General features: G+C 59.5%; 23 protein-coding genes and 1 pseudogene. 14 read left to right on the top strand and 10 right to left on the bottom strand.

Translation table 11 applies throughout. From position 1 onward, the window contains the following. The first annotated feature begins 380 nt into the window (after nucleotides 1-380). Complete coding sequence (locus AB4N76_RS06520) at nucleotides 381-1,103, top strand: response regulator (RefSeq protein ID WP_046031559.1); 723 nt, start codon at nucleotides 381-383, stop codon at nucleotides 1,101-1,103. Then, the gene (locus tag AB4N76_RS06515; protein ID WP_077431462.1) at nucleotides 1,100-2,710 is read left to right on the top strand and encodes an ATP-binding protein; all 1,611 of its coding nucleotides are present in this window, start codon (nucleotides 1,100-1,102) and stop codon (nucleotides 2,708-2,710) included. Before AB4N76_RS06520 ends, AB4N76_RS06515 begins: the two co-directional genes overlap by 4 nt. Nucleotides 2,711-2,839: 129 nt before the next feature. Here AB4N76_RS06515 and AB4N76_RS06510 read toward each other — a convergent pair. After that, nucleotides 2,840-3,564 (bottom strand): annotated as a pseudogene (locus AB4N76_RS06510) (4'-phosphopantetheinyl transferase family protein). An 82-nt stretch (nucleotides 3,565-3,646) separates the two neighbouring features. Further along, nucleotides 3,647-4,438, bottom strand: coding sequence for a dienelactone hydrolase family protein (locus AB4N76_RS06505; RefSeq protein WP_460164279.1), 792 nt, complete (start codon nucleotides 4,436-4,438; stop codon nucleotides 3,647-3,649). Between the two features lie 146 nt (nucleotides 4,439-4,584). Between AB4N76_RS06505 and AB4N76_RS06500 the strand changes: the two genes are divergently transcribed. The 5 genes from AB4N76_RS06500 to AB4N76_RS06480 all read left to right on the top strand — a co-directional run bounded on the left by AB4N76_RS06500 (nucleotide 4,585) and on the right by AB4N76_RS06480 (nucleotide 10,536). Further along, complete coding sequence (locus AB4N76_RS06500; RefSeq protein ID WP_046031563.1) at nucleotides 4,585-5,187, top strand: membrane protein; 603 nt, start codon at nucleotides 4,585-4,587, stop codon at nucleotides 5,185-5,187. A 195-nt stretch (nucleotides 5,188-5,382) separates the two neighbouring features. Further along, nucleotides 5,383-6,060, top strand: a complete 678-nt coding sequence (locus AB4N76_RS06495; protein ID WP_046031564.1) for a response regulator transcription factor — start codon at nucleotides 5,383-5,385, stop codon at nucleotides 6,058-6,060. After that, nucleotides 6,057-7,403, top strand: a complete 1,347-nt coding sequence (locus AB4N76_RS06490; RefSeq protein WP_046031565.1) for an ATP-binding protein — start codon at nucleotides 6,057-6,059, stop codon at nucleotides 7,401-7,403. The genes AB4N76_RS06495 and AB4N76_RS06490 overlap by 4 nt, the downstream gene beginning before the upstream one ends. Before the next feature lie 484 nt (nucleotides 7,404-7,887). After that, nucleotides 7,888-8,247, top strand: coding sequence for a DUF6124 family protein (locus tag AB4N76_RS06485; protein WP_046031566.1), 360 nt, complete (start codon nucleotides 7,888-7,890; stop codon nucleotides 8,245-8,247). A 228-nt stretch (nucleotides 8,248-8,475) separates the two neighbouring features. Further along, nucleotides 8,476-10,536 carry a YncE family protein gene (locus AB4N76_RS06480; protein ID WP_175648980.1) on the top strand — a complete coding sequence of 687 codons (2,061 nt, stop codon included), beginning with the start codon at nucleotides 8,476-8,478 and terminating at the stop codon, nucleotides 10,534-10,536. 54 nt (nucleotides 10,537-10,590) lie between these two features. On the opposite strand, the gene AB4N76_RS06475 is transcribed toward AB4N76_RS06480, so the two are convergent. Then, entirely contained in the window at nucleotides 10,591-11,589 is a 999-nt protein-coding gene (locus AB4N76_RS06475; RefSeq protein WP_046031567.1) for an AraC family transcriptional regulator, read from the bottom strand. 130 nt (nucleotides 11,590-11,719) lie between these two features. On the opposite strand from AB4N76_RS06475, the gene AB4N76_RS06470 reads away from it, so the two are divergent. The 3 genes from AB4N76_RS06470 (at nucleotide 11,720) to AB4N76_RS06460 (ending at nucleotide 14,589) form a co-directional block, all read left to right on the top strand. Beyond that, the gene (locus AB4N76_RS06470) at nucleotides 11,720-11,917 is read left to right on the top strand and encodes a hypothetical protein (protein WP_046031568.1); all 198 of its coding nucleotides are present in this window, start codon (nucleotides 11,720-11,722) and stop codon (nucleotides 11,915-11,917) included. 11 nt (nucleotides 11,918-11,928) lie between these two features. Continuing rightward, on the top strand, nucleotides 11,929-13,263 hold the full coding sequence (locus AB4N76_RS06465; RefSeq protein WP_046031569.1) for a dicarboxylate/amino acid:cation symporter: 1,335 nt from the start codon (nucleotides 11,929-11,931) through the stop codon (nucleotides 13,261-13,263). Nucleotides 13,264-13,407: 144 nt separating this feature from the next. Next, nucleotides 13,408-14,589 (top strand): CaiB/BaiF CoA transferase family protein, encoded by a 1,182-nt coding sequence (locus tag AB4N76_RS06460; RefSeq protein ID WP_460164278.1) that lies wholly within the window; start codon nucleotides 13,408-13,410, stop codon nucleotides 14,587-14,589. Between the two features lie 109 nt (nucleotides 14,590-14,698). On the opposite strand, the gene AB4N76_RS06455 is transcribed toward AB4N76_RS06460, so the two are convergent. Both AB4N76_RS06455 and AB4N76_RS06450 read right to left on the bottom strand, forming a co-directional pair. Further along, nucleotides 14,699-15,193, bottom strand: coding sequence for a SprT family zinc-dependent metalloprotease (locus AB4N76_RS06455; RefSeq protein WP_046031571.1), 495 nt, complete (start codon nucleotides 15,191-15,193; stop codon nucleotides 14,699-14,701). A 158-nt stretch (nucleotides 15,194-15,351) separates the two neighbouring features. Continuing rightward, a complete protein-coding gene (locus AB4N76_RS06450; protein ID WP_046031572.1) occupies nucleotides 15,352-15,954 on the bottom strand; it encodes a Yip1 family protein in 603 nt (200 codons plus the stop codon). A gap of 287 nt (nucleotides 15,955-16,241) precedes the next feature. On the opposite strand from AB4N76_RS06450, the gene ttcA reads away from it, so the two are divergent. Together ttcA and AB4N76_RS06440 are read left to right on the top strand one after the other, a co-directional pair. Next, nucleotides 16,242-17,066, top strand: a complete 825-nt coding sequence (gene ttcA, locus AB4N76_RS06445) for a tRNA 2-thiocytidine(32) synthetase TtcA (protein ID WP_077431467.1) — start codon at nucleotides 16,242-16,244, stop codon at nucleotides 17,064-17,066. A gap of 67 nt (nucleotides 17,067-17,133) precedes the next feature. Next, nucleotides 17,134-17,808, top strand: a complete 675-nt coding sequence (locus AB4N76_RS06440) for a DNA-3-methyladenine glycosylase I (protein ID WP_046031613.1) — start codon at nucleotides 17,134-17,136, stop codon at nucleotides 17,806-17,808. An 88-nt stretch (nucleotides 17,809-17,896) separates the two neighbouring features. Here the strand turns inward: AB4N76_RS06440 and AB4N76_RS06435 are convergent, their stop codons facing one another. From AB4N76_RS06435 to arsC, 3 genes are read right to left on the bottom strand one after another with little or no spacing between them, the layout of a single operon-like run. Continuing rightward, on the bottom strand, nucleotides 17,897-18,322 hold the full coding sequence (locus AB4N76_RS06435; protein ID WP_046031614.1) for a DUF2069 domain-containing protein: 426 nt from the start codon (nucleotides 18,320-18,322) through the stop codon (nucleotides 17,897-17,899). A 1-nt stretch (nucleotide 18,323) separates the two neighbouring features. Continuing rightward, nucleotides 18,324-18,920, bottom strand: a complete 597-nt coding sequence (gene wrbA / locus AB4N76_RS06430; protein ID WP_046031615.1) for an NAD(P)H:quinone oxidoreductase — start codon at nucleotides 18,918-18,920, stop codon at nucleotides 18,324-18,326. Then, nucleotides 18,917-19,270: an arsenate reductase (glutaredoxin) gene (gene arsC / locus AB4N76_RS06425; RefSeq protein ID WP_046031616.1), complete on the bottom strand. Its 354-nt coding sequence runs from the start codon at nucleotides 19,268-19,270 to the stop codon at nucleotides 18,917-18,919. The genes wrbA and arsC overlap by 4 nt, the downstream gene beginning before the upstream one ends. A 114-nt stretch (nucleotides 19,271-19,384) precedes the next feature. Between arsC and AB4N76_RS06420 the strand changes: the two genes are divergently transcribed. Further along, a complete protein-coding gene (locus AB4N76_RS06420; protein ID WP_077431469.1) occupies nucleotides 19,385-19,852 on the top strand; it encodes a TlpA disulfide reductase family protein in 468 nt (155 codons plus the stop codon). A 219-nt stretch (nucleotides 19,853-20,071) separates the two neighbouring features. Here the strand turns inward: AB4N76_RS06420 and AB4N76_RS06415 are convergent, their stop codons facing one another. After that, nucleotides 20,072-20,476 carry an META domain-containing protein gene (locus tag AB4N76_RS06415; protein ID WP_046031618.1) on the bottom strand — a complete coding sequence of 135 codons (405 nt, stop codon included), beginning with the start codon at nucleotides 20,474-20,476 and terminating at the stop codon, nucleotides 20,072-20,074. Continuing rightward, nucleotides 20,476-20,910 carry a hypothetical protein gene (locus AB4N76_RS06410; protein ID WP_046031619.1) on the bottom strand — a complete coding sequence of 145 codons (435 nt, stop codon included), beginning with the start codon at nucleotides 20,908-20,910 and terminating at the stop codon, nucleotides 20,476-20,478. Before AB4N76_RS06410 ends, AB4N76_RS06415 begins: the two co-directional genes overlap by 1 nt. Nucleotides 20,911-21,044: 134 nt before the next feature. Between AB4N76_RS06410 and AB4N76_RS06405 the strand changes: the two genes are divergently transcribed. Further along, the gene (locus AB4N76_RS06405; RefSeq protein WP_046031620.1) at nucleotides 21,045-21,458 is read left to right on the top strand and encodes a hypothetical protein; all 414 of its coding nucleotides are present in this window, start codon (nucleotides 21,045-21,047) and stop codon (nucleotides 21,456-21,458) included. Nucleotide 21,459: the final 1 nt, after the last annotated feature.

Below are 21,459 nucleotides of genomic sequence, written 5' to 3'. Positions count from 1 at the left end.
AAGCTAAAACCCTACATGTAGGGGTTTTTTGGCGCCGGGGTACAAGATAGTGCGTTTTTGGAGGTGTTGCAACGTACTGCCTGTGGATAAACCTGTGTGTAAATTGTGCGTGAAAGGTGGAACGAGCGTGTAGGCCGCGACCTAGCTGGATCGAGCCGTTTTTCATCGTTTTTCAACGATCGAAAACAGCCGTTTGGATTTTTAAGGGCGCGAACCCTATCACAAAAAACCGGGTTGTCCGAACGCATTTGCCGGCTTGTGTTCTCGGCGGGCGGCGTTTATACAATCGGCCAGTGTATAAGCATTCTTATCCTCCCCAATCATTACAAAAAGACGGGCGGATCCTTCCTTATTAGTGTTGTTGGCAAGCAGAGGTCACCGTGGAGCAAGAAGCCTGGCAGGTATTGATTGTGGAGGACGACCGGCGTCTGGCCGAACTGACCCGCGACTACCTGGAAGCCAATGGCCTGCGCGTCTCGATCGAGGGCAATGGTGCGCTGGCGGCGGCACGCATCATCAAGGAGAAACCGGACCTGGTGATCCTCGACCTGATGCTGCCCGGCGAAGACGGCCTGAGCATTTGCCGCAAAGTCCGCGACAAGTATGACGGGCCGATCCTGATGCTCACCGCCCGCACCGACGACACCGATCAGATCCTCGGTCTGGACCTCGGTGCCGACGACTACGTGTGCAAGCCGGTTCGTCCGCGCCTGTTGCTGGCGCGCATCCAGGCGCTGTTGCGCCGCAGTGAAGGCCCCGAAGCCTCCCCGGAAAAACAACGGCGCCTGCAGTTCGGCCCGCTGGTGGTGGACAACGCGTTGCGTGAAGCCTGGTTGCATGACAACGGCATCGAACTGACCAGCGCCGAGTTCGACCTGCTCTGGTTGTTGGTGGCCAACGCCGGGCGGATCCTGTCTCGCGAAGAGATTTTCACCGCGCTGCGCGGTATCGGCTATGATGGCCAGGACCGTTCTATCGATGTGCGGATCTCGCGCATCCGCCCGAAAATCGGCGATGACCCGGAACACCCGCGGCTGATCAAAACCATCCGCAGCAAGGGCTATCTGTTTGTGCCTGAAGCCTGTGTAGATCCGTCGCTGTGAATTCGATCTTCCTGCGCATTTATGGCGGCATGTGTGCGGCGCTGGTCCTGGTCGCCGTGCTGGGCGTGCTGGCGTTGCACTTGCTCAACGAAGTGCGCAGCGAGCAATACCGCGAGCGCCTGGCCCACGGCACGTTTTCGCTGATGGCCGACAACCTCAAGCCGATGAACGAAACCGAGCGCCACCGCGCCTTGCTGGTGTGGGAACGCTTGCTCGGCATTCCGTTGGCGCTGACCACATTTGCCCAGACCGACCTCGACCTCACCCAGCGCACCCGCGTGCTGCGCGGTCAGGCGCTGGTGGAACAGACCGGCCCGCATGCGGCGAAGGTCTACCGACTGGTCAACGACAAGGAACAGTTGGTGCTCACCGGCGAGGTTCAGCAGATCAGCGAGCAACTGGCCCGGGCCACTATTTATTTGCTGGTCGATGAACTGGTGCGCTACCCGGTGGCTGAACAGCCCGAACGGCTGGCGCTGTTGAAAGAAGACAAAGGGTTTGGGTTTGACCTGCGCCTGGTCAAGGTCGAGCAGGCGGACATGGACGAGGACCAGAGCCGTCGTGTGTCCGAGGGTGACACCGTGATGGCGCTGGGCAAGGGCGGCGACTCGATCCGCGTGTTTGCCGGCATGGTCGGTACACCGTGGGTGCTGGAGATTGGCCCGCTGTACCAGATGAATCCTTATCCGCCCGAATGGCTGGTGTTGATCGCCGCCCTCGGTTTGAGCCTGATTGGCCTGATCGTTTACTTGTTGGTGCGGCAACTGGAGCGCCGATTGCGCGGGCTGGAAGCGGCCGCCACGCGCATCGCCAAGGGTAGCCTGGAAACCCGCGTACCGGCGCGCGGTGCCGACTCGGTGGGGCGACTGGCCGCCGCCTTCAACGGCATGGCCGAGCACTTGCAGCAATTGCTGGCGATCCAGCGTGAACTGGTGCGCGCCGTGTCCCACGAGTTGCGCACACCGGTGGCGCGCCTGCGTTTCGGCCTGGAGATGATCGGTTCGGCCACCACGCCACAGCAGCTGGAAAAATACTGCGAGGGCATGGATCACGACATCGAGGATCTCGACAAACTGGTCGACGAGATGCTGACCTACGCGCGGCTGGAGCAGGGCTCGCCGGCGCTGAATTTCCAGCGGATTGATCTGGATGCGTTGGTCAATCAAGTGATCGAAGAACTGGCGCCGTTACGCGCCGAGGTCACGGTGCAGCGCGGCTTGTGTTTGTCGGCCGCCGATTGCGACGACGCCTGGGTCGAGGCCGAACCGCGTTACTTGCATCGGGCCCTTCAGAACCTGGTCAGCAACGCCATGCGTCACGCCCACTCACGGGTGACCGTCAGCTATCAGGTGGGGCAGCAGCGTTGTCGGGTGGACGTCGAGGATGACGGGCCGGGGGTGCCGGAGTTGGCCTGGGAGCGAATTTTCACACCGTTCCTGCGCCTTGATGACAGCCGTACCCGCGCCTCGGGCGGGCATGGATTGGGGTTGTCGATCGTGCGGCGGATTATCCATTGGCATGACGGGCGGGCGTTGATCAGCCAGAGTAAAAGCCTGGGTGGGGCGTGTTTCAGCCTGAGTTGGCCGCGCAATCAGGAGAAGCGTTGAGAGTTGTGGTGATAGTCAGGCCGCCATCGCGAGCAAGCTCGGCTCCTACAGGCGATCTTCGGTGTGTCAGAGATCCAATGTGGGAGCCGAGCTTGCTCGCGATGAGGCCAGTACAAACCCTGCAATTCTTCAGGCCTTGATACTGACCAGGCTCAACAACTGCCCATCCATCACCCCGAACTGCGCCTCAAGCTCCGTGCCATTGCGCCACTCGGCGGACAGGTCCGTCAGCATCCGCAACCGCACCTCACCGGCCTCGGTCCACTCCAGCACCTCGGCATGTTCAAAATAAAAGCGCTGCTGGACAATCGGGTACAGCGCCTTGAACAGACTTTCTTTTACCGAAAACGTCAGCGTCACCAGCAGTGCGAGGTCATCGCGACAACCGGCTGCCATGCGCTGCAACTCCGGCGGCGTGAGAATTTCCCCTGCCAGACGTTCGGCCCGGTCTGGGTTGAGCAGGTTTTCCAGGTCCATCCCCAAGCCGCGCCAATCAGTTTTTTCGCGACGATGGCGGCCGCCCGGCCAGTGCTGTGGGTGATCGAGCCGGCGATGTGCACCGGCCAAACCGGCGCCCGGTCTTCGCCGATGGCCGGGCTGACACTCAGGCCTTCCAATTGTTGCAACGCCGCCCGGGCGCAGACTCGCCCAGCCAGAAATTCCGCCTGACGCTTGGCGACCGAACGCTGAATGCTCGCGGGCGGCTCAATGGCGCTGCGCTGGAAATCATCGCTGGCCAGTTGCGAACTATCAAAGCGGGTGCTCAGCAGCACCGTATTGGGCAGCACAAACGGCAGCGGCCAACGGGCGTCGAGCGGGGTGCAGCAAACGGGGAGGGCGGGGGCGGAGTTCATGTCGGCATTTTGCCGGGTTGCCTTCTGGCTGGGTAGTAGCGTGATCGTTCCCACGCGAACCGCGGGAACGATCATCGCGTTACTAACTGAAGATTTTTTTGAAAAACGCCTGCATATCCGCCCAGGACTGTTCATCCGCCGCCTTGCTGTAGCCGATGTCCGGCCCGCCATGATCGCCGTGGCTCAGACGATCCGCATCAGGATTACTGAACCCATGCTTGGCGCCCTCAAGGCTGACGAACGTGTAGTCGGCGCCGGCCTTGTCCATTTCAGCCTTGAACGCGGCCACGTTATCCGGCGTGACCATGCTGTCCATCGCCCCATGCTCGACCAGGATTTTTGCCTTCACATTGCCCGGCATCGCCGGTGACTGGGTGGCCAGCGCACCGTGGAAACTCACCACGCCTGCCAGTGGCACGCCCTGACGAGCTGCATTGAGCACCACGCCGCCTCCGAAGCAGTAACCGATGGCGGCGATTTTATCCGGATTGGTCTGTGGCTGTTTCTTCAGCAAATCGAGCCCGGCCTGGAAGCGCGCGCTGGACGCGGCACTGTCTTTCAACGCGGCTTGCATGAAGGCCATGGCGTCCTTTGGATGTTCGGTGTTCTTGCCATCGCCATACATGTCGATGGCCAGAGCGCTGTAACCCAGGCCGGCCAGATCACGGGCGCGGCGCTTGGTGTAGTCGTTGAGCCCCCACCATTCGTGCACCACCACCACGCCTGGACGCGGGCCTTTGATGGCGTCGTCGTAGGCGTAGTAGCCAATCAGTTTTGTACCGTCGGCACTTTGGTAGGGAATCTCTTGAGTCTTGATGGCGGCTTGGCTGAACCCGCTCAAGGCCAGTAATACGAGGGCGAGGAAAACGCGCATGGTCGAATCTCCTGCAAAAAGTCAGCAAAACAGCTGGGTGGATTTGATTCAGCTCAGGTTCAGTGTGCGTTCAGGGGGAGTTCAGGGCGGGGTGGGTAACCTTGCCCCGTACCCAAAAAGCAAATAGCGCATGAGGAAACTCCCCAATGACTACTTTCAAAAAACTGCTTCTGGCCTTCGCCGTGATGGGCGCCAGTACCGCGGCTATGGCGACCGACGATAATTTCGCCAGCCTTACTCTTGGACAGACCAGCGACAAAGTCAAAAAATCCCACGCCCTGAACGACAACCTCAACCATCCGAACGCCGACGGCGTGATCGGCAAGGACACCACTTATGGTGTGCGTCTGGGCAAGCAAAACAGCGAGGGCCGCTACTACGCCACTTACGACAACGTGTCGGGCTCGCACAATGGCATTAAACTGCGCCAGGAAAACCTGCTGGGCAGCTACGATCTGTTCTACCCGGTGGGCGGCAGCACCAAATTGTTTGGCGGTGCCACGGCCGGTTTGACCAAGATGACGCAGGAGTCACCAGGCTTCAGCCGCGACAGTGACATCGGTTACGCGATTGGCGGCCAGGTCGGTGTGTTGCAACAGGTTTCGCAAAACACCTCGGTTGAACTGGGTTACCGTTACCTGCGCAGCAACGCCAGCACCGAGATGAGCGAGCGCGGCGGCAGCAAACAGGGTTCGCTGGACCTGACCAGCAGCGCCCAGACTTACCTGTCGGCAAACTACGCTTTCTGAACAGGTTGTGGGCATGTGCCAATGCCTTCAGATAAGCGAACCCCCTGTGGGAGCGGGCTTGCCCGCGATAGCGGCGGCACATTCACTATTGATGTGTCAGCCAGATCGCTATCGCGGGCAAGCCCGCTCCTACAGGTTCTGCGGCCTGACTGAAAACTGTGCTGTTGGAGATAACGATTTGCCTGGGAGAGCGTTATGAAACTGTTGGTCGTCGAAGATGAAGCGCTGTTGCGCCATCACCTGCAAACCCGCCTGACGGAAAGTGGCCATGTGGTCGAGTCCGTGGCCAATGGCGAAGAGGCGCTGTACCAGACCGGGCAGTTCAACCATGACCTGGCGGTGATCGACCTCGGCCTGCCAGGCATGAGCGGGCTCGATTTGATCCGCCAACTGCGCGCACGGGGCAAGACCTTTCCGATCCTGATCCTGACCGCGCGCGGCAACTGGCAGGACAAGGTCGAAGGCCTCGCCGCCGGGGCTGATGACTATGTGGTCAAGCCGTTCCAGTTCGAAGAACTCGACGCCCGGTTGAATGCCTTGTTGCGCCGCTCCAGCGGTTTCACCCAGTCGACCATCGTTGCCGGGCCACTGCTGCTGGACCTCAATCGCAAACAAGCCTCTCTTGATGATCAGCCGCTGGCGCTGACCGCGTATGAGTACCGGATCCTCGAGTACCTCATGCGTCATCACCAACAAGTGGTGGCCAAGGACCGCTTGATGGAACAGCTCTACCCGGATGACGACGAGCGCGATCCGAACGTGATCGAAGTGTTGGTCGGCCGTCTGCGCCGCAAACTCGAAGGCCCGGCCGGCTTCAAACCGATCGACACCGTGCGTGGCCTCGGCTACCTCTTCAATGAGCGCTGCACTTGATCCGTTCCCTTCGCGTCCGGTTGATGCTCGCCGCCACCCTGTTGGCGGTGTTGTTCATGCTGGCATTGCTGCCGGCGATGCAGGGCGCGTTCAGTCTGGCGTTGCAAGATTCCATCGAGCAACGTCTGGCGTCGGACGTCAACACGCTGATTTCCGCCGCACGGGTGGAAAACAACACCCTGCAAATGCCGGAGCAGTTGCCGGATGAGCGCTTCAACCTGACGGACAGCCGTTTGCTCGGCTACATCTTTGACCGCGATGCTCACCTGGTCTGGCGTTCGAAGGGCACCGGGCAGGAGATGATCAACTACAAACCGCGTTACGACGGACGTGGTAATGAGTTCGCGCGTATCCGCGAGGCCAGTGGCCAAGAGTTCTTCGTCTATGACGTCGAAGTCAAACTGCTCAGCGGCAAAAGCGCTGCGTTCAGCATCGTCGCCCTGCAACCGGTGAGCGAATACGAAACCACCGTCGAAGGTCTGCGCGAAAACCTTTACCTCGGTTTCGGCGCGGCGTTGTTGGTGCTGCTGGCGTTGCTGTGGATCGGCCTGACCTGGGGCTTGCAGGCGTTGCGCCGGCTCAGTCAGGAACTCGACGAAATCGAAAGCGGCGCCCGTGAAAGCCTCAGCGAACAGCACCCGCGTGAACTGTTGCGCCTGACCGGCTCCCTCAACCGCTTGCTGCACAGCGAGCGCGAACAGCGCAGCCGCTACCGCGACTCCCTCGACGACCTGGCCCACAGCCTGAAAACCCCGTTGACCGTGCTGCAAGGCGTCAGCGAAGACATGGCCCAGCGCCCGGAAAACCGCGAACAGGCCAGGGTTCTGCAAACCCAGATTGAGCGCATGAGCCAACAAATCAGCTATCAACTGCAACGCGCCAGCCTGCGCAAAAGCGGTCTGGTGCGCCATCAGGTGCGCCTGCAACCGGTGCTCAAAAGCCTGTGCGACACACTGGACAAGGTCTATCGCGACAAGCGCGTGCGGGTCGCTTTCGATCTGCCAGACCCATGTGATGTGCCGATCGAGCAAGGCGCCTTGCTGGAAATGATGGGCAACCTGTTGGAAAACGCGTATCGGCTGTGTCTGGGTGAAGTGCGCATCAGCGTGCGTGAAACCCTGAGCGGCGTTGAGTTGTGCGTCGAAGACGACGGCCCGGGTGTGCCGATGGATCAGCGCGCACGGATTCTCGAACGCGGCGAGCGGCTGGACCGTCAGCACCCTGGGCAGGGGATCGGGCTGGCGGTGGTCAAGGACATTATCGAGAGCTACAGCGCGAAGCTGACGCTGGGGGATTCGCCGATGGGCGGGGCGGCGTTCCGGATTCATTTTCCGGTGGTTTAGTGGTTGGCATTGCGGGCCCCATCGCGGGCAAGCCCGCTCCCACAGGTATCTTTGGTGAGCTCGCTATCTGTGAGCGATGAAGTTAATTGTGGGAGCGGGCTTGCCCGCGATGAGGCCCGAGCATCAAACACAAAACTGACAGATGCTCTGTAATAAACGGAGCTGTTTAAAAGACACCTCCAGACACTATCTCAGGCTACACATCCTTGCGCCGCTGCCTACGACTACGCCAGAATCCGCCGGCTTGTGCGTCTAGGGCGTGGGTTCTATCGTTTGCGGGTCGCTGACGAATCAGCGATCGGGTTTAGCGATCCGATCCCCTACACAGACGCAAAGCTGCAGTTCGCGTAATGGCGGCTGTGCGTGGGAGACCTTCGAGGTCTACCCGGGGTTTCTGTGTCCCGGATCGCTAACCTGCGTACAGCCGCCACCTTTACTTGTTTAGCGATAGGTCGTGGCGGCTCAACCAACCACGGAGCTTCACATGTTCAAGATCACGCCCAACCCGCCCGAAACCGACGACGTTTCCCCCTACGAAACCCCCGACTCCAAAAAACTCAACAAAGCCGCCGACCGCGCCCTCGATTACTACCTCAAACCGGTCATTCCCAAAGACACCCCGCGCAAACCCAGCACCATCTACTTCGTCGGGGTCGACACCCATGATGAAACCCTGCTGGTCAGCGCCTGTGAAACCATGGCGTCGGCGAGTGTGATGCTCAATGAATTTGCGGGGCAGGTAGAGGGAACCCAGCGCAACACGGTGCTGGGGATTGCTCAGGTTGTGATGCTTGGGGAGTTGGCGGTGAACCGGATGCTGGATAACCTCGATCCACAAGGCTAGCCAGAAAAAGCAAAATCAAAAGATCGCAGCCTTCGGCAGCTCACAGGCGATTGCATTCCAAATGGGGAGTTGCCGCAGGCTGCGATCCTTTGATCTTCATGTTCGACTACCGTCCGTCGGAGACAGCCGCTGACCTGTTAGTTCTTACAGTAGTCAGCAAGGAGGCTTGGGTGTCTGATCCTTTTTGTCCAGGTGCATTGCACGCCTGTCCAGCAAGGAGCAAGTCCGATGACAAGCGATCAGCCAAACGCAGAGATTCTCATCAATTACCCACTGAAATTTTCCGGAGCTACCGCCGGCGTGATCGTCACTCCGCCACCGCCTGCCGATGTGCCGGTCGAGGGGCTGCCGCAGGCCAGTTTCAAAGTGGTCACACGGCGCGATGGCAGCCGGGAAGGGGCGGTGCTGGCAGTGGTTGATCCACCGCAGGGAGGCCTCTATCTCAATATTGCCCTTTATATGCAGGGCCCAGGCGATTCGCAGCCACAACTGCTCGAGCGTAAACCGGTGGCGCCGGCCGAGCAGAATGATGGGGTGTATTTCGACGTGTACCAGTCATTGTTCACTGACGGGGTGCACGTCTTTACTTATGAGGTGGAGCGCTCCAGTGGCAACAGCGGTCCCTCCACGGAGTCGTGGGCTCTCTACCATCGCGACCTGCCCGGCGAAAACGGAGTGCCAGGTAGCGGGGATCACCCCTACCTTTTCATTAGCTTGCCGGCGGAGTTGGGCGACCCGCCGCAGATCGGCAAAGACGAAGTGGACAACGGTGTCGTGTGCACGTTGTTCTACCCGTTCCTGAGGGCTTATGACCGGATTACCCTGGAACTCAATCGCGAACGGTTCTACTTCAACGTGCAACCCGGGGTTGACGATCAGCCTTACGAAATAATCATTACCCGAGCCATGTTCGAACAGGCCGGCAGCAATCCCAGGTTTGCAATTTCTTACACGGTGGTCGATCAGGTGAACAACCCGACGGACAAGCGGCGGTGGTCGCGGACGATTGAGGCGAATGTCGATACAGAGCGTGTCTTTCTGACGGCGCCGGATCTGAGTGAAGACCCTGATGACTCTGCGGATGATCCTGGCACCATCGATCTGGGCAAAGTGAAAGACTTTCTCTACGTACAGGTTCACGTGTTCAAGCCACTCTGGGCAGAAGGCGACGTGGTCAGGGTCAATTACACTTGTACGCCGCAAACCGGGCCTGCGGTGACGCACAGTGCCGAGGAGTCCGTCGGGCGATTGCCTTTCACGCACAAACTGAAGGTGCCTGTGGACAAGGTTCTGCTCGACAGCCGGGTGTCGGCGTTTTATGAGCAGGTCCGTGGGAGCGATGTGCTTGCCACCTCGTTTACCGCAACGGCTCAAGTGTTTGGCAGGGCGACAGGGCCGGTGGGAAACATCAATCTGGGGCTTACGCAAAGAGCCAATGGCATCAGCCCGGACGGGTTACGCGTTTATGTCGGGCACGTCGGGGCGATATCAGTGATCGACACCACGACCAATCGACGGACGGACACTATTGTCACCCCCAACACAAACTTTTTTATGGGCTTCGTCTTTACCCCCGATGGAACCAAAATGTACGGAGCTGCCTATGGGACGAATGAAATTCTGGTCATTGATACCGGATCGAACAGGTTGATCAAACGCATCGCGGCTGGAGGGCCTCCGCACTCGATTGTCATGACCCCGGATGGGAGGCGGGTCATTTTTCATTACGTCAGCTCTGTCAACGGGGCAGTCAGGGTGATCGATACGGGGTTGGACCAAATCATCAGTACCTTTCCTACCGGGAGCGACACCAGCGGTGGTGCAATCAGCCCGGATGGACAGCGTTTCTACTACCTCGAATACAAAAATCGGAATCTGGTTGCCATGGATCCAGCCACTGGCCGTCGGCTGAGTGCCAGTGCCATGCCGAACTACCGGGGACAGGTTTACGTGAGCCCGGATGGCCTGCGGCTTTATCTTCCTTCGTACAATGACACCTCCTTCGCTTTACTTGAGGTGGAGGCCAGCACCCTGAAATTGGTTCGTACCTTCAACCACCCCTACCCAGCTGATCAATACACGGCGGCACTCAATCCCGAGGGTTCACGGTTATATCTGTGCGGTTGGGGACTGCGCAACAATCTGATATTGGATACGGCTTCGGGAGCAATCATTCACGCCTTTCCATCTGGGGTTGCTCCTTGGGGAGTATCTTGCACACGTGATGGCAAGCGTCTGTATGTCTGTAATGCGGGAAGCAATTTCGTGACGGTGGTAGCCGCTGATTGAAGGTGCTTATTGCATTGGACAAAAGCCAAGGTACAGGGGCATTGAGCTTGGCACTCACTGCTCCTGCGCGCGATAGGCGCCGGGTGTCAGCCCCGTCCACTTCTTGAACGCCCGGTGAAACGCCGACGGTTCTGAAAACCCCAACTGTTCAGCAATCTGCTGCAACGATAAATCCGCGCGCCCCAAGTGATAAATCGCAATGTCGCGCCTTAGCTGGTCCTTCAATTCCTGAAAACTCGTGCCTTCCTCACGCAAGTGCCGGCGCAACGTCTGCGGGCTGATGTGCATATGCGCGGCCACGGCGTCGAGGTCCGGCCAGCGTGCGCTGTCGCGGCTGAGCAAGCGGCGCAACTGGCTGCTCAGGCTGTCGCCGTCATCCGGGCGCGAGAGCAGGTCGGCGGGGGAGTGTTCGAGGAAATGTTTGAGCGTCCGTTCGTCCTGCAACAGCGGCATGTTCAGGTAGCGACTGTGAAACAGCAGGCTGCTCTGGGTCGCAGAAAATTCGAGTGGGCAAGAGAACAACAAGTCGTATTCCGCGCCGTGCTCGGGCCTCGGGTAACTGAAGGTCGCCTGCTCCAGGCGAATGCGTTGGCCGATCATCCAGCTGCCCAGCCGATGCCAGACCAACAGTTGGCTTTCGGTGAGAAAATGGTCCGGGTCCTGGAGCTTCGAATCATCGAGGCACAGGCGGATCAGGTCGCCTTCATGGGTCAGGCTCAGACGCGGACTGCCGGGGAATAAGCTATAAAACAATAAGCCGCGATGCAGCGCTTTTTCCAGATTGCGGCAGTGGATCACCGCATGGCACATCATCGCGAAGCTCCCGGTTTTGCTCGGAGCGGGCCCGAATCCCAGGTATTCGTCGTCCAGGGCCTGCCACAAACCCTGGATCAATCGGGTGAATTGTTCAGGCGCAAGTCGCGCACGTGGCTCGTCCAGCAACTCGAGGCTGATGCCCAGTTGCTGTAACAGGTCTGAACAGTCGACACCCAGCCGGCGCGCGCCACCGAGGGCGGCGCGGGCGAAATGACTGGCGATGGTGCGTTCGCGCATAAGCAGGCAAGTCCGTCCATTGAGCGACGGATGGTAGCCGTGGTGGCTGGCAACGGACAAGGCGGATATCCGCCAAATTGTAGGACGAGGTTTGGCCGATGGGCGGAAACCCGCCACATTGTGCGAGCCGATGGATGACCACGACAAACCTGCAACCCTTGATGTCAAAAGGCTTGCCGGTGATTTTGTGAAGGTGGCACGGGCCTTGCGATACAACGAGCAGAAGCTTGCCTTCGCGCAGCTCGAAAACAAATCCCTCCAGAAGCAGGAGGGTTCGCAATTCAGGTGTCGTGGACAACAGATGGATGTTGTCACCGGGCACTCTTGAGGAACTTTGCAATGACGACTCGTCAGCCACTGTACAAATCCCTGTATTTCCAGGTGATCGTTGCAATTGTTATCGGTATCGCGCTCGGTCACTTCTACCCACAAGTTGGTGTGGCGGTTAAACCACTGGGTGACGGGTTCATCAAACTGATCAAAATGATCATCGCCCCGATCATCTTCTGCACCGTCGTCAGCGGTATTGCGGGCATGCAGAACATGAAGTCGGTCGGCAAGACCGGCGGTTACGCGCTGCTCTACTTCGAAATCGTTTCGACCATCGCTTTGCTGGTCGGTCTGCTGGTGGTCAACATCGTCCAGCCGGGCAACGGCATGCACATCGACGTGGCCACGCTGGATGCTTCCAAAGTCGCTCAATACGTCGCCGCGGGTGCGGATCAAAGCGTCGTCGGCTTCCTGTTGAATGTGATCCCGTCGACCATCGTCGGCGCGTTCGCCACGGGCGATATCCTGCAAGTGCTGATGTTCTCGGTGATCTTTGGTTTCGCCCTGCATCGCCTGGGTGCCTACGGCAAGCCGATCCTGGACTTCATCGATCGCTTCGCCCACGTGATGTTCAACATCATCAACATGATCATGAAGCTCGCGCCAATCGGTGCCTTCGGTGCCATGGCGTTCACCATCGGTGCCTACGGTGTGGGTTCGCTGGTGCAACTGGGTCAGTTGATGGCGTGCTTCTACATCACTTGCGTGCTGTTCATCCTGGTTGTGCTGGGCGGTATCGCTCGCGCTCACGGTTTCAGCGTGCTGAAAGTGATTCGCTACATTCGTGAAGAACTGCTGATTGTGCTGGGTACTTCCTCGTCGGAATCGGTACTGCCACGCATGCTGATCAAGATGGAACGTCTGGGCGCGAAGAAGTCGGTAGTGGGTCTGGTGATCCCGACCGGTTACTCGTTCAACCTCGACGGTACGGCGATCTACCTGACCATGGCGGCCGTGTTCATCGCTCAAGCGACCGACACCCACATGGACATCACCCATCAGATCACCTTGCTGGTGGTGTTGCTGCTGTCCTCCAAAGGCGCTGCTGGCGTAACCGGCAGTGGCTTCATTGTGTTGGCGGCGACCTTGTCCGCTGTTGGCCACCTGCCGGTTGCCGGCCTGGCGCTGATCCTCGGTATCGACCGCTTCATGTCTGAAGCCCGCGCCCTGACCAACCTGGTGGGTAACGCTGTGGCCACCCTGGTCGTGGCCAAGTGGGTTAAAGAACTGGACACCGACGTGATGAACGCTGAACTGGCGTCTGGCGGTCGCGGTATCGCTGATACCCGTCCTGAAGATGACCTGGGCGTGGCCGAAGGCCCTACCCCAAGCAACGTCAAGTAACCCTCGCTGCACTGAAAAACCCGCTTCGGCGGGTTTTTTCTTGCCTGGGATTTGAGCGCAACGGTCACCTTTGCTGACACTTCGGGTGATTGCTGCAATGCCATCGGCTGCCTAGTCTGGAGGCATCGTTCACGGAGATCACTCATGCCCGGTCCATTGGCATCACTCAAGGTTCTGGATTTCTCGACACTGTTGCCGGGGCCGTTTGCCTCGTTGTTGCTGGCGGACATGGGCGCCGAAGTGCTGCGCATCGAATCGCCGACCCGCCTGGATTTGCTGCGGGTACTGCCGCCTCACGATCAGGGTATTTCCGCCAGTCACGCCTACCTCAATCGCAACAAGCGCAGTCTGGCGCTGGACCTCAAGCAGCCCGAGGCGCTGGAGGTGATCAAGCAGTTGCTGGCCGATCACGACATTGTGCTGGAGCAGTTCCGCCCCGGCGTGATGGAGCGCCTGGGGTTGGGGTATGAAGCCTTGAAGGCGATCAATCCCAAACTGATTTATGTGTCGATTACCGGTTATGGCCAGACCGGCCCCTACAAGGACCGCGCCGGCCATGACATCAACTACCTGGCGCTGGCGGGGCTGGCCAGCTACACCGGCCGCGCCGACAGTGGGCCGCTGCCGTTGGGCGCACAGGTGGCCGATGTCGCCGGTGGTTCGCTGCATGGGGTGATCGGTCTGCTGGCGGCCGTCATCGCCCGGCAGCAGACCGGGCAAGGCCAGCATCTGGATGTGAGCATGACGGACTGCGCGTTCAGTCTGAACGCGATGGCGGGTGCCGGGTATCTGGCCTGCGGCGTGGAGCCGGGGAGGGAAGACCAGGTGCTCAATGGCGGCAGTTTCTACGACTATTACCGTTCGCGGGACGGGCGCTGGTTGTCGGTGGGCAGTCTGGAACCGGTGTTTATGCAGCAACTGTGTACGGCGCTGGGGCGGCCGGAATTGGCGGCGCAGGGGTTGTCAGCGAAACCGGCGCAGCAACAGGCGTTGAAGAACGAGTTGAAGGTTGAATTCGAGAAGCATGACTTTGCTCAACTGTGCGAGCTGTTTGCCGGGGTGGATGCGTGTGTGGAACCGGTGTTGAGCATGAGCGAAGCAGTTCTGCATCCGCAGTTGCAGGCTCGGGCTTTGGTGACTGAAGTGCCGCGCGGGGACGGGACGAGTCAGGCGCAGATGGCGTGCCCGTTGAAGTTTTCGCAAGGGTTGCCAGAGCCTCGGCACATTGGCGCGACGCTGGGGCAGCATACCGATCAGGTGTTGGGGGAGTTGGGGTTCAGTGCGCAGCGGATCGAAGAACTGCGTCGTGCCAAGGTCATTGCATAGATCGTTCCCATGCTCCGCGTGGGAATGCTTCCCGTGACGCTCTGCGTCACAGTGGACGCAGAGCGTCCATGGCGGCATTCCCACGCAGAGCATGGGAACGATCATCCAACTACTCGACCCGCATCTCCCCACTGAACACCAAGGTGCTGCGGCAGCGCCGACACAAATACCGCCGCCCCTGCCGCACCAGGCCATGGCGTTGGGCCGAGAACGGAAAGTCGCTGTCCGCGCACGGGCATTTGTAGATGTAGCGCGTCACGCTGCGGCGTTTGACGTCGTAGGTGTGGCAGCGATTGGGCGGCAGTTCGTACACGCCGCGCATGATCAATTGCCACTCTTCACCATGGGGCGCAATGCGGTCGCCAAACAGTTGATGAGCGATCAGGTGCGCGACCTCATGGGCCACGGTTTGCTTGAGAAAGTCTTCGGTGTTTTCCCGATACAGTTGCGGGTTGAAGCGCAGCAGGTTCTCGTGCAAATGCGCGACACCGGCTTTTTGACCGCGCAGCTTGAGGCTCACCACGGGGCGTTTGAAAGTTCGTTTGAAAAAGGATTCGGCGAGTTGGTAACAGTCTTCGACGCGGGTATTGAGTTGCTCGGGCATGCTTGATGGATCTCCAGAGACGTCGAGTATGCCGCAACCCTGTTGGCTTGCGAATCGCCGAGGCGCCGAATGGTCGCCGCCCCGCCTGCCCTGGACATTAGAAGGCCGCCTTGCGGCGGCCTGTATTGGCAGATCTGGTTATTTTGGGTGCAGAGTTTTTAATTCGTATAGACCGGCCCCACGCCGAGTCCCCAGACAATGACTGTGAACGCCATGATGGCTACGAGCACCACCAGGCCTACCGCAAGCACCGAACTTGAAAAAAGAAAGCCCTCGTCTGTTGGAATGTTCATGAAAGTGGGTAGCCCCACATACAACAGGTACACCGTGTAGCAGATGGCAGCCGTCCCGACGACCATCCCCAACCACATGTGTGGGTACAGCGCCGCCAGACCGCCAACGAACAGCGGGGTCGCGGTGTAGGTTGCAAACGCAACGCAACGGGCCAGGCTCGGGTTGGCGTCATAGGTGCGAGCCATCCAGTGGATGAACGCGCCCATCACTGCAACACCACCGAGCATCGCCACGTACGACATGATCGTCATCCATAGCGCGCTTTCTTGCGTCAACATCACCGGTGCACGGCTGCCAATCACCCAGCCGACCTGCGTGGTGCCGATAAACGCCGACACGGCGGGGATCGCCGCCAGAATCAGCGTGTGGGTCAGGTACATGTGGCTGATACTTTCCTCTTGGTCGCCACGGATTTCTTTCCATTCCTGGTCGGGGTGGGTGAAGAGCCCCACTACGTGATGGATCATGCCAGTCACTCCTCTTGTTTTTACCGTCGCCCCCCAGTGGAGCGCCTACCGGCCAAAGTGGCCACGTAAGTAAAGGTCTGGATTTAAATGCGACCTTATGTCGCAGTATAGAAAGGACTTAACCGCACAGGTGATAGGGGCTTAGAGCAAATCGCGCTGTAAAGATCTCTGTTAATCGCCGACGGGTCTGTGCACGCAGATCCCTACAGGAGACGGTGGGCACTTCGCCCCTGATGTGTTTTTGCGTAAAATGCCGGCCTTTCGTCACACCTCACGGATTTCGCGTCATGGGCACTCTTACGGTCAACCAGAACAAACTGCAAAAGCGCCTTCGCCGCCAGGCCGGCGAGGCTGTTGCCGATTTCAACATGATTGAAGACGGCGACAAGGTCATGGTCTGCCTGTCTGGTGGCAAGGACAGCTACACCCTGCTCGATGTGCTGATGCACTTGCAGAAGGTCGCACCGATCAAGTTCGAGATCGTAGCCGTGAACATGGACCAGAAGCAGCCAGGTTTCCCGGAGCACGTGCTGCCGGCCTACCTCAAAGAGCTGGGCATCGAGTACCACATCGTCGAGAAAGACACCTACTCGGTGGTCAAGGAGTTGATCCCGGAAGGCAAGACCACCTGCTCGCTGTGCTCGCGCCTGCGTCGCGGTACGCTCTACACGTTTGCCGATGAAATCGGCGCGACCAAAATGGCCCTCGGTCATCACCGTGACGACATCGTCGAGACGTTCTTCCTGAACATGTTCTTCAACGGCTCGCTCAAGGCCATGCCGCCCAAACTGCGCGCCGACGATGGCCGCAACGTGGTGATCCGCCCGCTGGCCTACTGCAACGAAAAAGACATCCAGGCTTATTCGGACTTCAAGCAATTCCCGATCATCCCGTGCAACCTCTGCGGTTCTCAGGAAAACCTGCAACGTCAGGTGGTCAAGGACATGCTGCAAGACTGGGAGCGCAAGACCCCGGGCCGCACCGAAAGCATTTTCCGCAGCCTGCAAAACGTAATCCCGTCGCAACTGGCGGACCGCAACCTGTTCGACTTCACCAGCCTCAAGATCGATGAGACGGCGGCTTCGCGCTTCGTCAATGTGGTGAACCTCTGACAGTTGCAATAGCTCTGACACACGGCGCTTGCGGGCGCCGTTTTCATTTCATTCTTTAGGAGAGGGCATGCGCGACTACAAGTGGCTGCACGAATACTGTCTGAACCGTTTCGGCTCGGCAGCTGAACTGGAAGCCCATCTGCCCGTTCCGAAAACCCCGGCACAGTTACGCAAGATCAGCGACGACCGTTACCTCTCGACCATGGCGCTGCGTGTGTTTCGCGCCGGGCTCAAGCACAGTCTGGTGGACGCCAAGTGGCCGGCCTTCGAAGAAGTGTTCTTCAAGTTCGACCCGGAAAAAGTCGTGCTGATGAGCGCCGAACACCTCGAACGCTTGATGCAGGACGCGCGGATCATCCGCCATTTGGGCAAGCTCAAGAGTGTGCCGCGCAATGCGCAGTTCATTCTGGACGTGGCGCAGGAGCACGGCAGCTTCGGCGCGTTGCTCGCCGATTGGCCCGTGACCGATATCGTCGGGTTGTGGACGACCCTGAAAAAGCGCGGCCACCAATTGGGCGGGCTGTCGGCGCCACGCTTCTTGCGCATGGTCGGCAAGGACACGTTTGTGCCGAGCTACGATGTGGTCGCAGCGTTGAATGCACAGAAAATCGTCGACAAGGTGCCGACCAGTTTGCGCGACCTGGCGACAGTGCAGGGCGTGTTTAACCAGTGGCATGAAGAAAGTGGCGGCCGGCCGATGAGCCAGATTTCAATGATGCTGGCTTACACAGTGAATCATTGACACCGAGTTGAACCCATCGCGGGCAAGCCCGCTCCCACACGGACCGCGTAAACCCTGTGGGAGCGGGCTTGCCCGCGATGGCGTCAGGTCAGGCGACGGAAATCTCACCTTCGCCCGCAAGCTTGCGATTGAGCTGAAACCGCCACCGCACATACAGCAACGCCGAACAGAACACTGCCAGGCTCGCGCCCATTTCCAGTAATCCGAACAGCTGCCGGTTGGGGTCATACGCCGCCAATGCGCCTTTGATGAAATACAGGTTCACCACAAAACACATCCACGAATGCCCGCGCGGGCTACCGATCAGCATCCCAGGTGCCAACAGCAGCAGCGGCACCAATTCGATCAGCAGAATTACCCACGGCCGTGCGCCATGCAGATCGGCAAACACCAGATAGTAGGCGCACAACAGCCCGACCAGACCGAAAAAGCACAGCAAGCTGACGGCGCGCATTGCCCGAACCCGCGGTTCAAGCCATTCGATGGAGGGCAGAATCTTCGGCTTCTTGGCCACGTCAGTTCCCCAGCTTTTGCGCAGTCTTCGCCAAGCGCAGGCCCAAGGCCCGGCACAGCGCGACTTCGTGTTCGTTCAAACCACTTTTGCCATCGGCCCCGGCGTGATGGCTGGCGCCGTAGGGCGTGCCGCCACCACGGGTTTCCAGCAAGGCCGACTCGCTGTAAGGCAGGCCGGTGATCAGCATGCCGTGGTGCAGCAGTGGCAACATCATCGACAGCAGAGTGGTTTCCTGGCCGCCGTGCAGGCTGGCTGTGGAGGTGAACACGCCAGCCGGTTTGCCCACCAGCGCACCGGTCAGCCACAGGTTGCTGGTGCCGTCGAGAAAGTACTTGAGCGGTGCCGCCATGTTGCCGAAACGGGTCGGGCTGCCCATGGCCAGGCCCGCGCAGTTCTTCAGGTCGTCGAGGCTGGCGTACAGCGCGCCTTCGTCCGGGATGTCTGGCGACACGGCTTCGCATTCAGTGGAAATCGCCGGCACGGTGCGCAGGCGCGCTTCCATTCCGGACTGCTCGACGCCACGGGCAATCTGGCGGGCCATTTCATTGGTCGAGCCGCTGCGGCTGTAATACAGAACCAGAATGTACGGTGCACTCACGGTAGCAACTCCAGCACGTTCTCCGGCGGCCGGCCGATGATGGCTTTGTCGCCGACTTCGAGAATCGGTCGCTCCATGAGTTTCGGATGAGCCGCGATGGCCGCGATCACTTGTGCTTCGCTCAGGCTGGCGTCAGCGAGGTTCAGGGTCTTGTATTCGTCTTCGCCCGTGCGCAGCAATTGCCGGGCACTGATGCCCAGCTTGCCCAGCAGACTCTGGATTTGTGCGGCGTCCAGCGGGGTTTCCAGGTAACGGACCACGGTCGGCGTCAGGCCACGAGCTTCGAGCAATTCGAGCGCACCGCGGGATTTCGAGCAGCGCGGGTTGTGATAAAGCGTCAGATCGGTCATGTGCGGGTCGCTTCTTGCGTAAGGTGGCGGCTATTCTAACTGGGCAGCGCGTAATCCAGAACCTTGCGAGGCGATGGGTCGCAGGCGCATTCAATTTTGAACAAGGATCACGACATGACAAGGCGACTGGCAGCGGCATTGGCGATTTTCGGGGCGTTGATGCTGGGGGGCTGCGGCAATGACTATGGTATTGACCAGGACGGTCACAAGGTTGCTGCCAATCGCCTGGATGGCAAATGGCTGGTGCTTAATTACTGGGCTGAATGGTGTGGCCCTTGCCGCACCGAGATTCCGCAGTTGAACGCCTTGGCCGATCAATTGAAGGACAAGAAGATCGGCGTGTTCGGGGTCAATTTCGACAACGTGCAGGGTGAAGAGCTGAAGAGCGCCAGCGAGAAACTGGGCATCAAGTTCACGGTACTGGCTTCAGACCCGGCCGATCTTTTTGAATTGCCGCGCAGTGAAGCCTTGCCGGTGACGTACATCATCGATAACAAAGGCAAGGTGCGTGAACAACTGATGGGCGAGCAGACCGCGGCGGGGGTGATGGCCAAGCTGGAGGCGTTGCAGGCGAAGAACTAGCCGTAACGCGATTTGTAGCAGCTGGCGCAGCCTGCGTCCGGCTGCGCAGCAGTCGTAAACCCTGAAAATGCAGTCGTTCTGTATGACCGCATAGCCTGATTTCACGGCAGCTTCGCAGCCAGACGCAGGCTGCGCCAGCTGCTACAGGGAGCTGCGTCGTCTTCAATCCTCACCTTGATAGTTCCCACGCAGAGCATGGGAGCGATCATCAGCGGGGGATCAACCCTCTTCGAGCCACAAACGCAGCGGCTTTCCTTCCGCCGGCCAGAAGCGCATCTGGTCGATCGGTGAAATATCCCAGCGTTGCACACCTTCCAGCGCCTCCAGGAAGCGCTTTTCCTGCTCCATGAGCGCGGGTGCGCAGAGTTTGCGGGTGCTGCCGATTTTGCCGAAGGTCAGATTGTCGCCATCCAGGGTATACGGCGCGAACCAATGGTTGCAGCCGCCATTGCCATAGGCCCGACCGTCGTCACCCAGGGTAATGGTCAGGTGGCTGTAGTCGATCAACGGACGATCGCCGATCCATTCCAGAATGTAGCTACGATTTTGTTGCAGTTGCACCGGCTCGGCGGCGCAGCCCAGCAGGCTGGCACCGACCATAGTGGTCAGGGCGAGGCGTTTCATCACACAGGCTCCTGGCATTTCGGGCACAGGTGTTTGTCGCTAACGGTGGCCCAGCCCAATTCGGCAATCCGCGCGGTGGCAGCGGGCTTTTCAGCCTTGTTGCCGAGCTTGGCGTCGACCGCGAACTCGAAGCTCAGTGCCTTGGCGCAACTGTCGCAATTGACTTCCCACGTGTGGATCCCCAACTCGCCGAACACCGGACCACTGCTCACCGCGACCCATTGGCCCGGCGGGTTGATCAAGTGACGAACAGTTTCGACGGTCAGGCGCATGGACAAGTCCTTGCTGCCTTTAAGGGTGACTACCAGCACATCGCCAATCCGGATCGAGCCGCCGTTGCCGGTGACTTGATAACGCCCCGGCACCAGGGCGCGGCATTCGGTAAGGGTGTGTTGCGGGCTCATCAGGGTGTAGCGGAAATCGTGTTCGACCATGGGTCCTCCAAATATGCGCGGTATGCTATCACGGGCCTGCACGCAGCATGGCGCGGGTAGATGACCTTCGATCAGGTTCAAATGACTTGCCGACTCATGGCACACTGCCGCTTTTGCATCTCTAAGGAACGGACATGGCGTTAATCGAATGTTATGAGTGCAAGCAGAGCATCAGCTCCACGGCGCCTGCTTGCATTCATTGCGGTGCACCCGCGGCAACGGTGCAAGCGGCCACTTCGACGGCAACGCCTGTGCAGGCGCCTCTTTCGTTCGGGCGTTTACCGACGGACGAGAAAGTGGCCCGGGTGACCCCGGCCGCGTTCGGGCGTAAGCGCAAAACCGCGGTCGAAGCCGACGTTCAGTCGCCGGCATCCGCACCGACACCGGCACTCGATGGGACACGTCCGGTAGAGCTGTGGCTGAAACTGATGATTTTCTTTCTGCCGCCGTTTTTTGTCTGGTTCCTGCTGCGCCGCGGGCATTCCCTCGGGCAGCGCCTGCTGGGTTTCGGCTGGCTGGCGTTGATGATCCTGTTGTCGAAGGCCTGAC

It is taken from the genome of Pseudomonas sp. S2_F03, assembly GCF_054668335.1.
The sequence above is the reverse complement of the archived record's forward strand: the minus strand, read 5'-3'. Positions and strand labels throughout refer to the sequence as shown.

Bases quoted from the DNA above. Each gene is read 5' to 3' on its own strand.
- AB4N76_RS06485 (WP_046031566.1), top strand. From the start codon at position 7,888: ATGTTCAAGATCACGCCCAACCCGCCCGAAACCGACGACGTTTCCCCC.
- arsC (WP_046031616.1), bottom strand. From the start codon at position 19,270: ATGACCGATCTGACGCTTTATCACAACCCGCGCTGCTCGAAATCCCGC.
- AB4N76_RS06470 (WP_046031568.1), top strand. From the start codon at position 11,720: ATGGATGACCACGACAAACCTGCAACCCTTGATGTCAAAAGGCTTGCC.
- AB4N76_RS06415 (WP_046031618.1), bottom strand. From the start codon at position 20,476: ATGAAACGCCTCGCCCTGACCACTATGGTCGGTGCCAGCCTGCTGGGC.
- AB4N76_RS06475 (WP_046031567.1), bottom strand. From the start codon at position 11,589: ATGCGCGAACGCACCATCGCCAGTCATTTCGCCCGCGCCGCCCTCGGT.
- AB4N76_RS06500 (WP_046031563.1), top strand. From the start codon at position 4,585: ATGACTACTTTCAAAAAACTGCTTCTGGCCTTCGCCGTGATGGGCGCC.
- AB4N76_RS06440 (WP_046031613.1), top strand. From the start codon at position 17,134: ATGCGCGACTACAAGTGGCTGCACGAATACTGTCTGAACCGTTTCGGC.
- AB4N76_RS06505 (WP_460164279.1), bottom strand. From the start codon at position 4,438: ATGCGCGTTTTCCTCGCCCTCGTATTACTGGCCTTGAGCGGGTTCAGC.
- AB4N76_RS06460 (WP_460164278.1), top strand. From the start codon at position 13,408: ATGCCCGGTCCATTGGCATCACTCAAGGTTCTGGATTTCTCGACACTG.
- AB4N76_RS06420 (WP_077431469.1), top strand. From the start codon at position 19,385: ATGACAAGGCGACTGGCAGCGGCATTGGCGATTTTCGGGGCGTTGATG.
- AB4N76_RS06465 (WP_046031569.1), top strand. From the start codon at position 11,929: ATGACGACTCGTCAGCCACTGTACAAATCCCTGTATTTCCAGGTGATC.
- AB4N76_RS06405 (WP_046031620.1), top strand. From the start codon at position 21,045: ATGGCGTTAATCGAATGTTATGAGTGCAAGCAGAGCATCAGCTCCACG.
- AB4N76_RS06455 (WP_046031571.1), bottom strand. From the start codon at position 15,193: ATGCCCGAGCAACTCAATACCCGCGTCGAAGACTGTTACCAACTCGCC.
- AB4N76_RS06410 (WP_046031619.1), bottom strand. From the start codon at position 20,910: ATGGTCGAACACGATTTCCGCTACACCCTGATGAGCCCGCAACACACC.
- AB4N76_RS06450 (WP_046031572.1), bottom strand. From the start codon at position 15,954: ATGATCCATCACGTAGTGGGGCTCTTCACCCACCCCGACCAGGAATGG.
- AB4N76_RS06495 (WP_046031564.1), top strand. From the start codon at position 5,383: ATGAAACTGTTGGTCGTCGAAGATGAAGCGCTGTTGCGCCATCACCTG.
- AB4N76_RS06480 (WP_175648980.1), top strand. From the start codon at position 8,476: ATGACAAGCGATCAGCCAAACGCAGAGATTCTCATCAATTACCCACTG.
- ttcA (WP_077431467.1), top strand. From the start codon at position 16,242: ATGGGCACTCTTACGGTCAACCAGAACAAACTGCAAAAGCGCCTTCGC.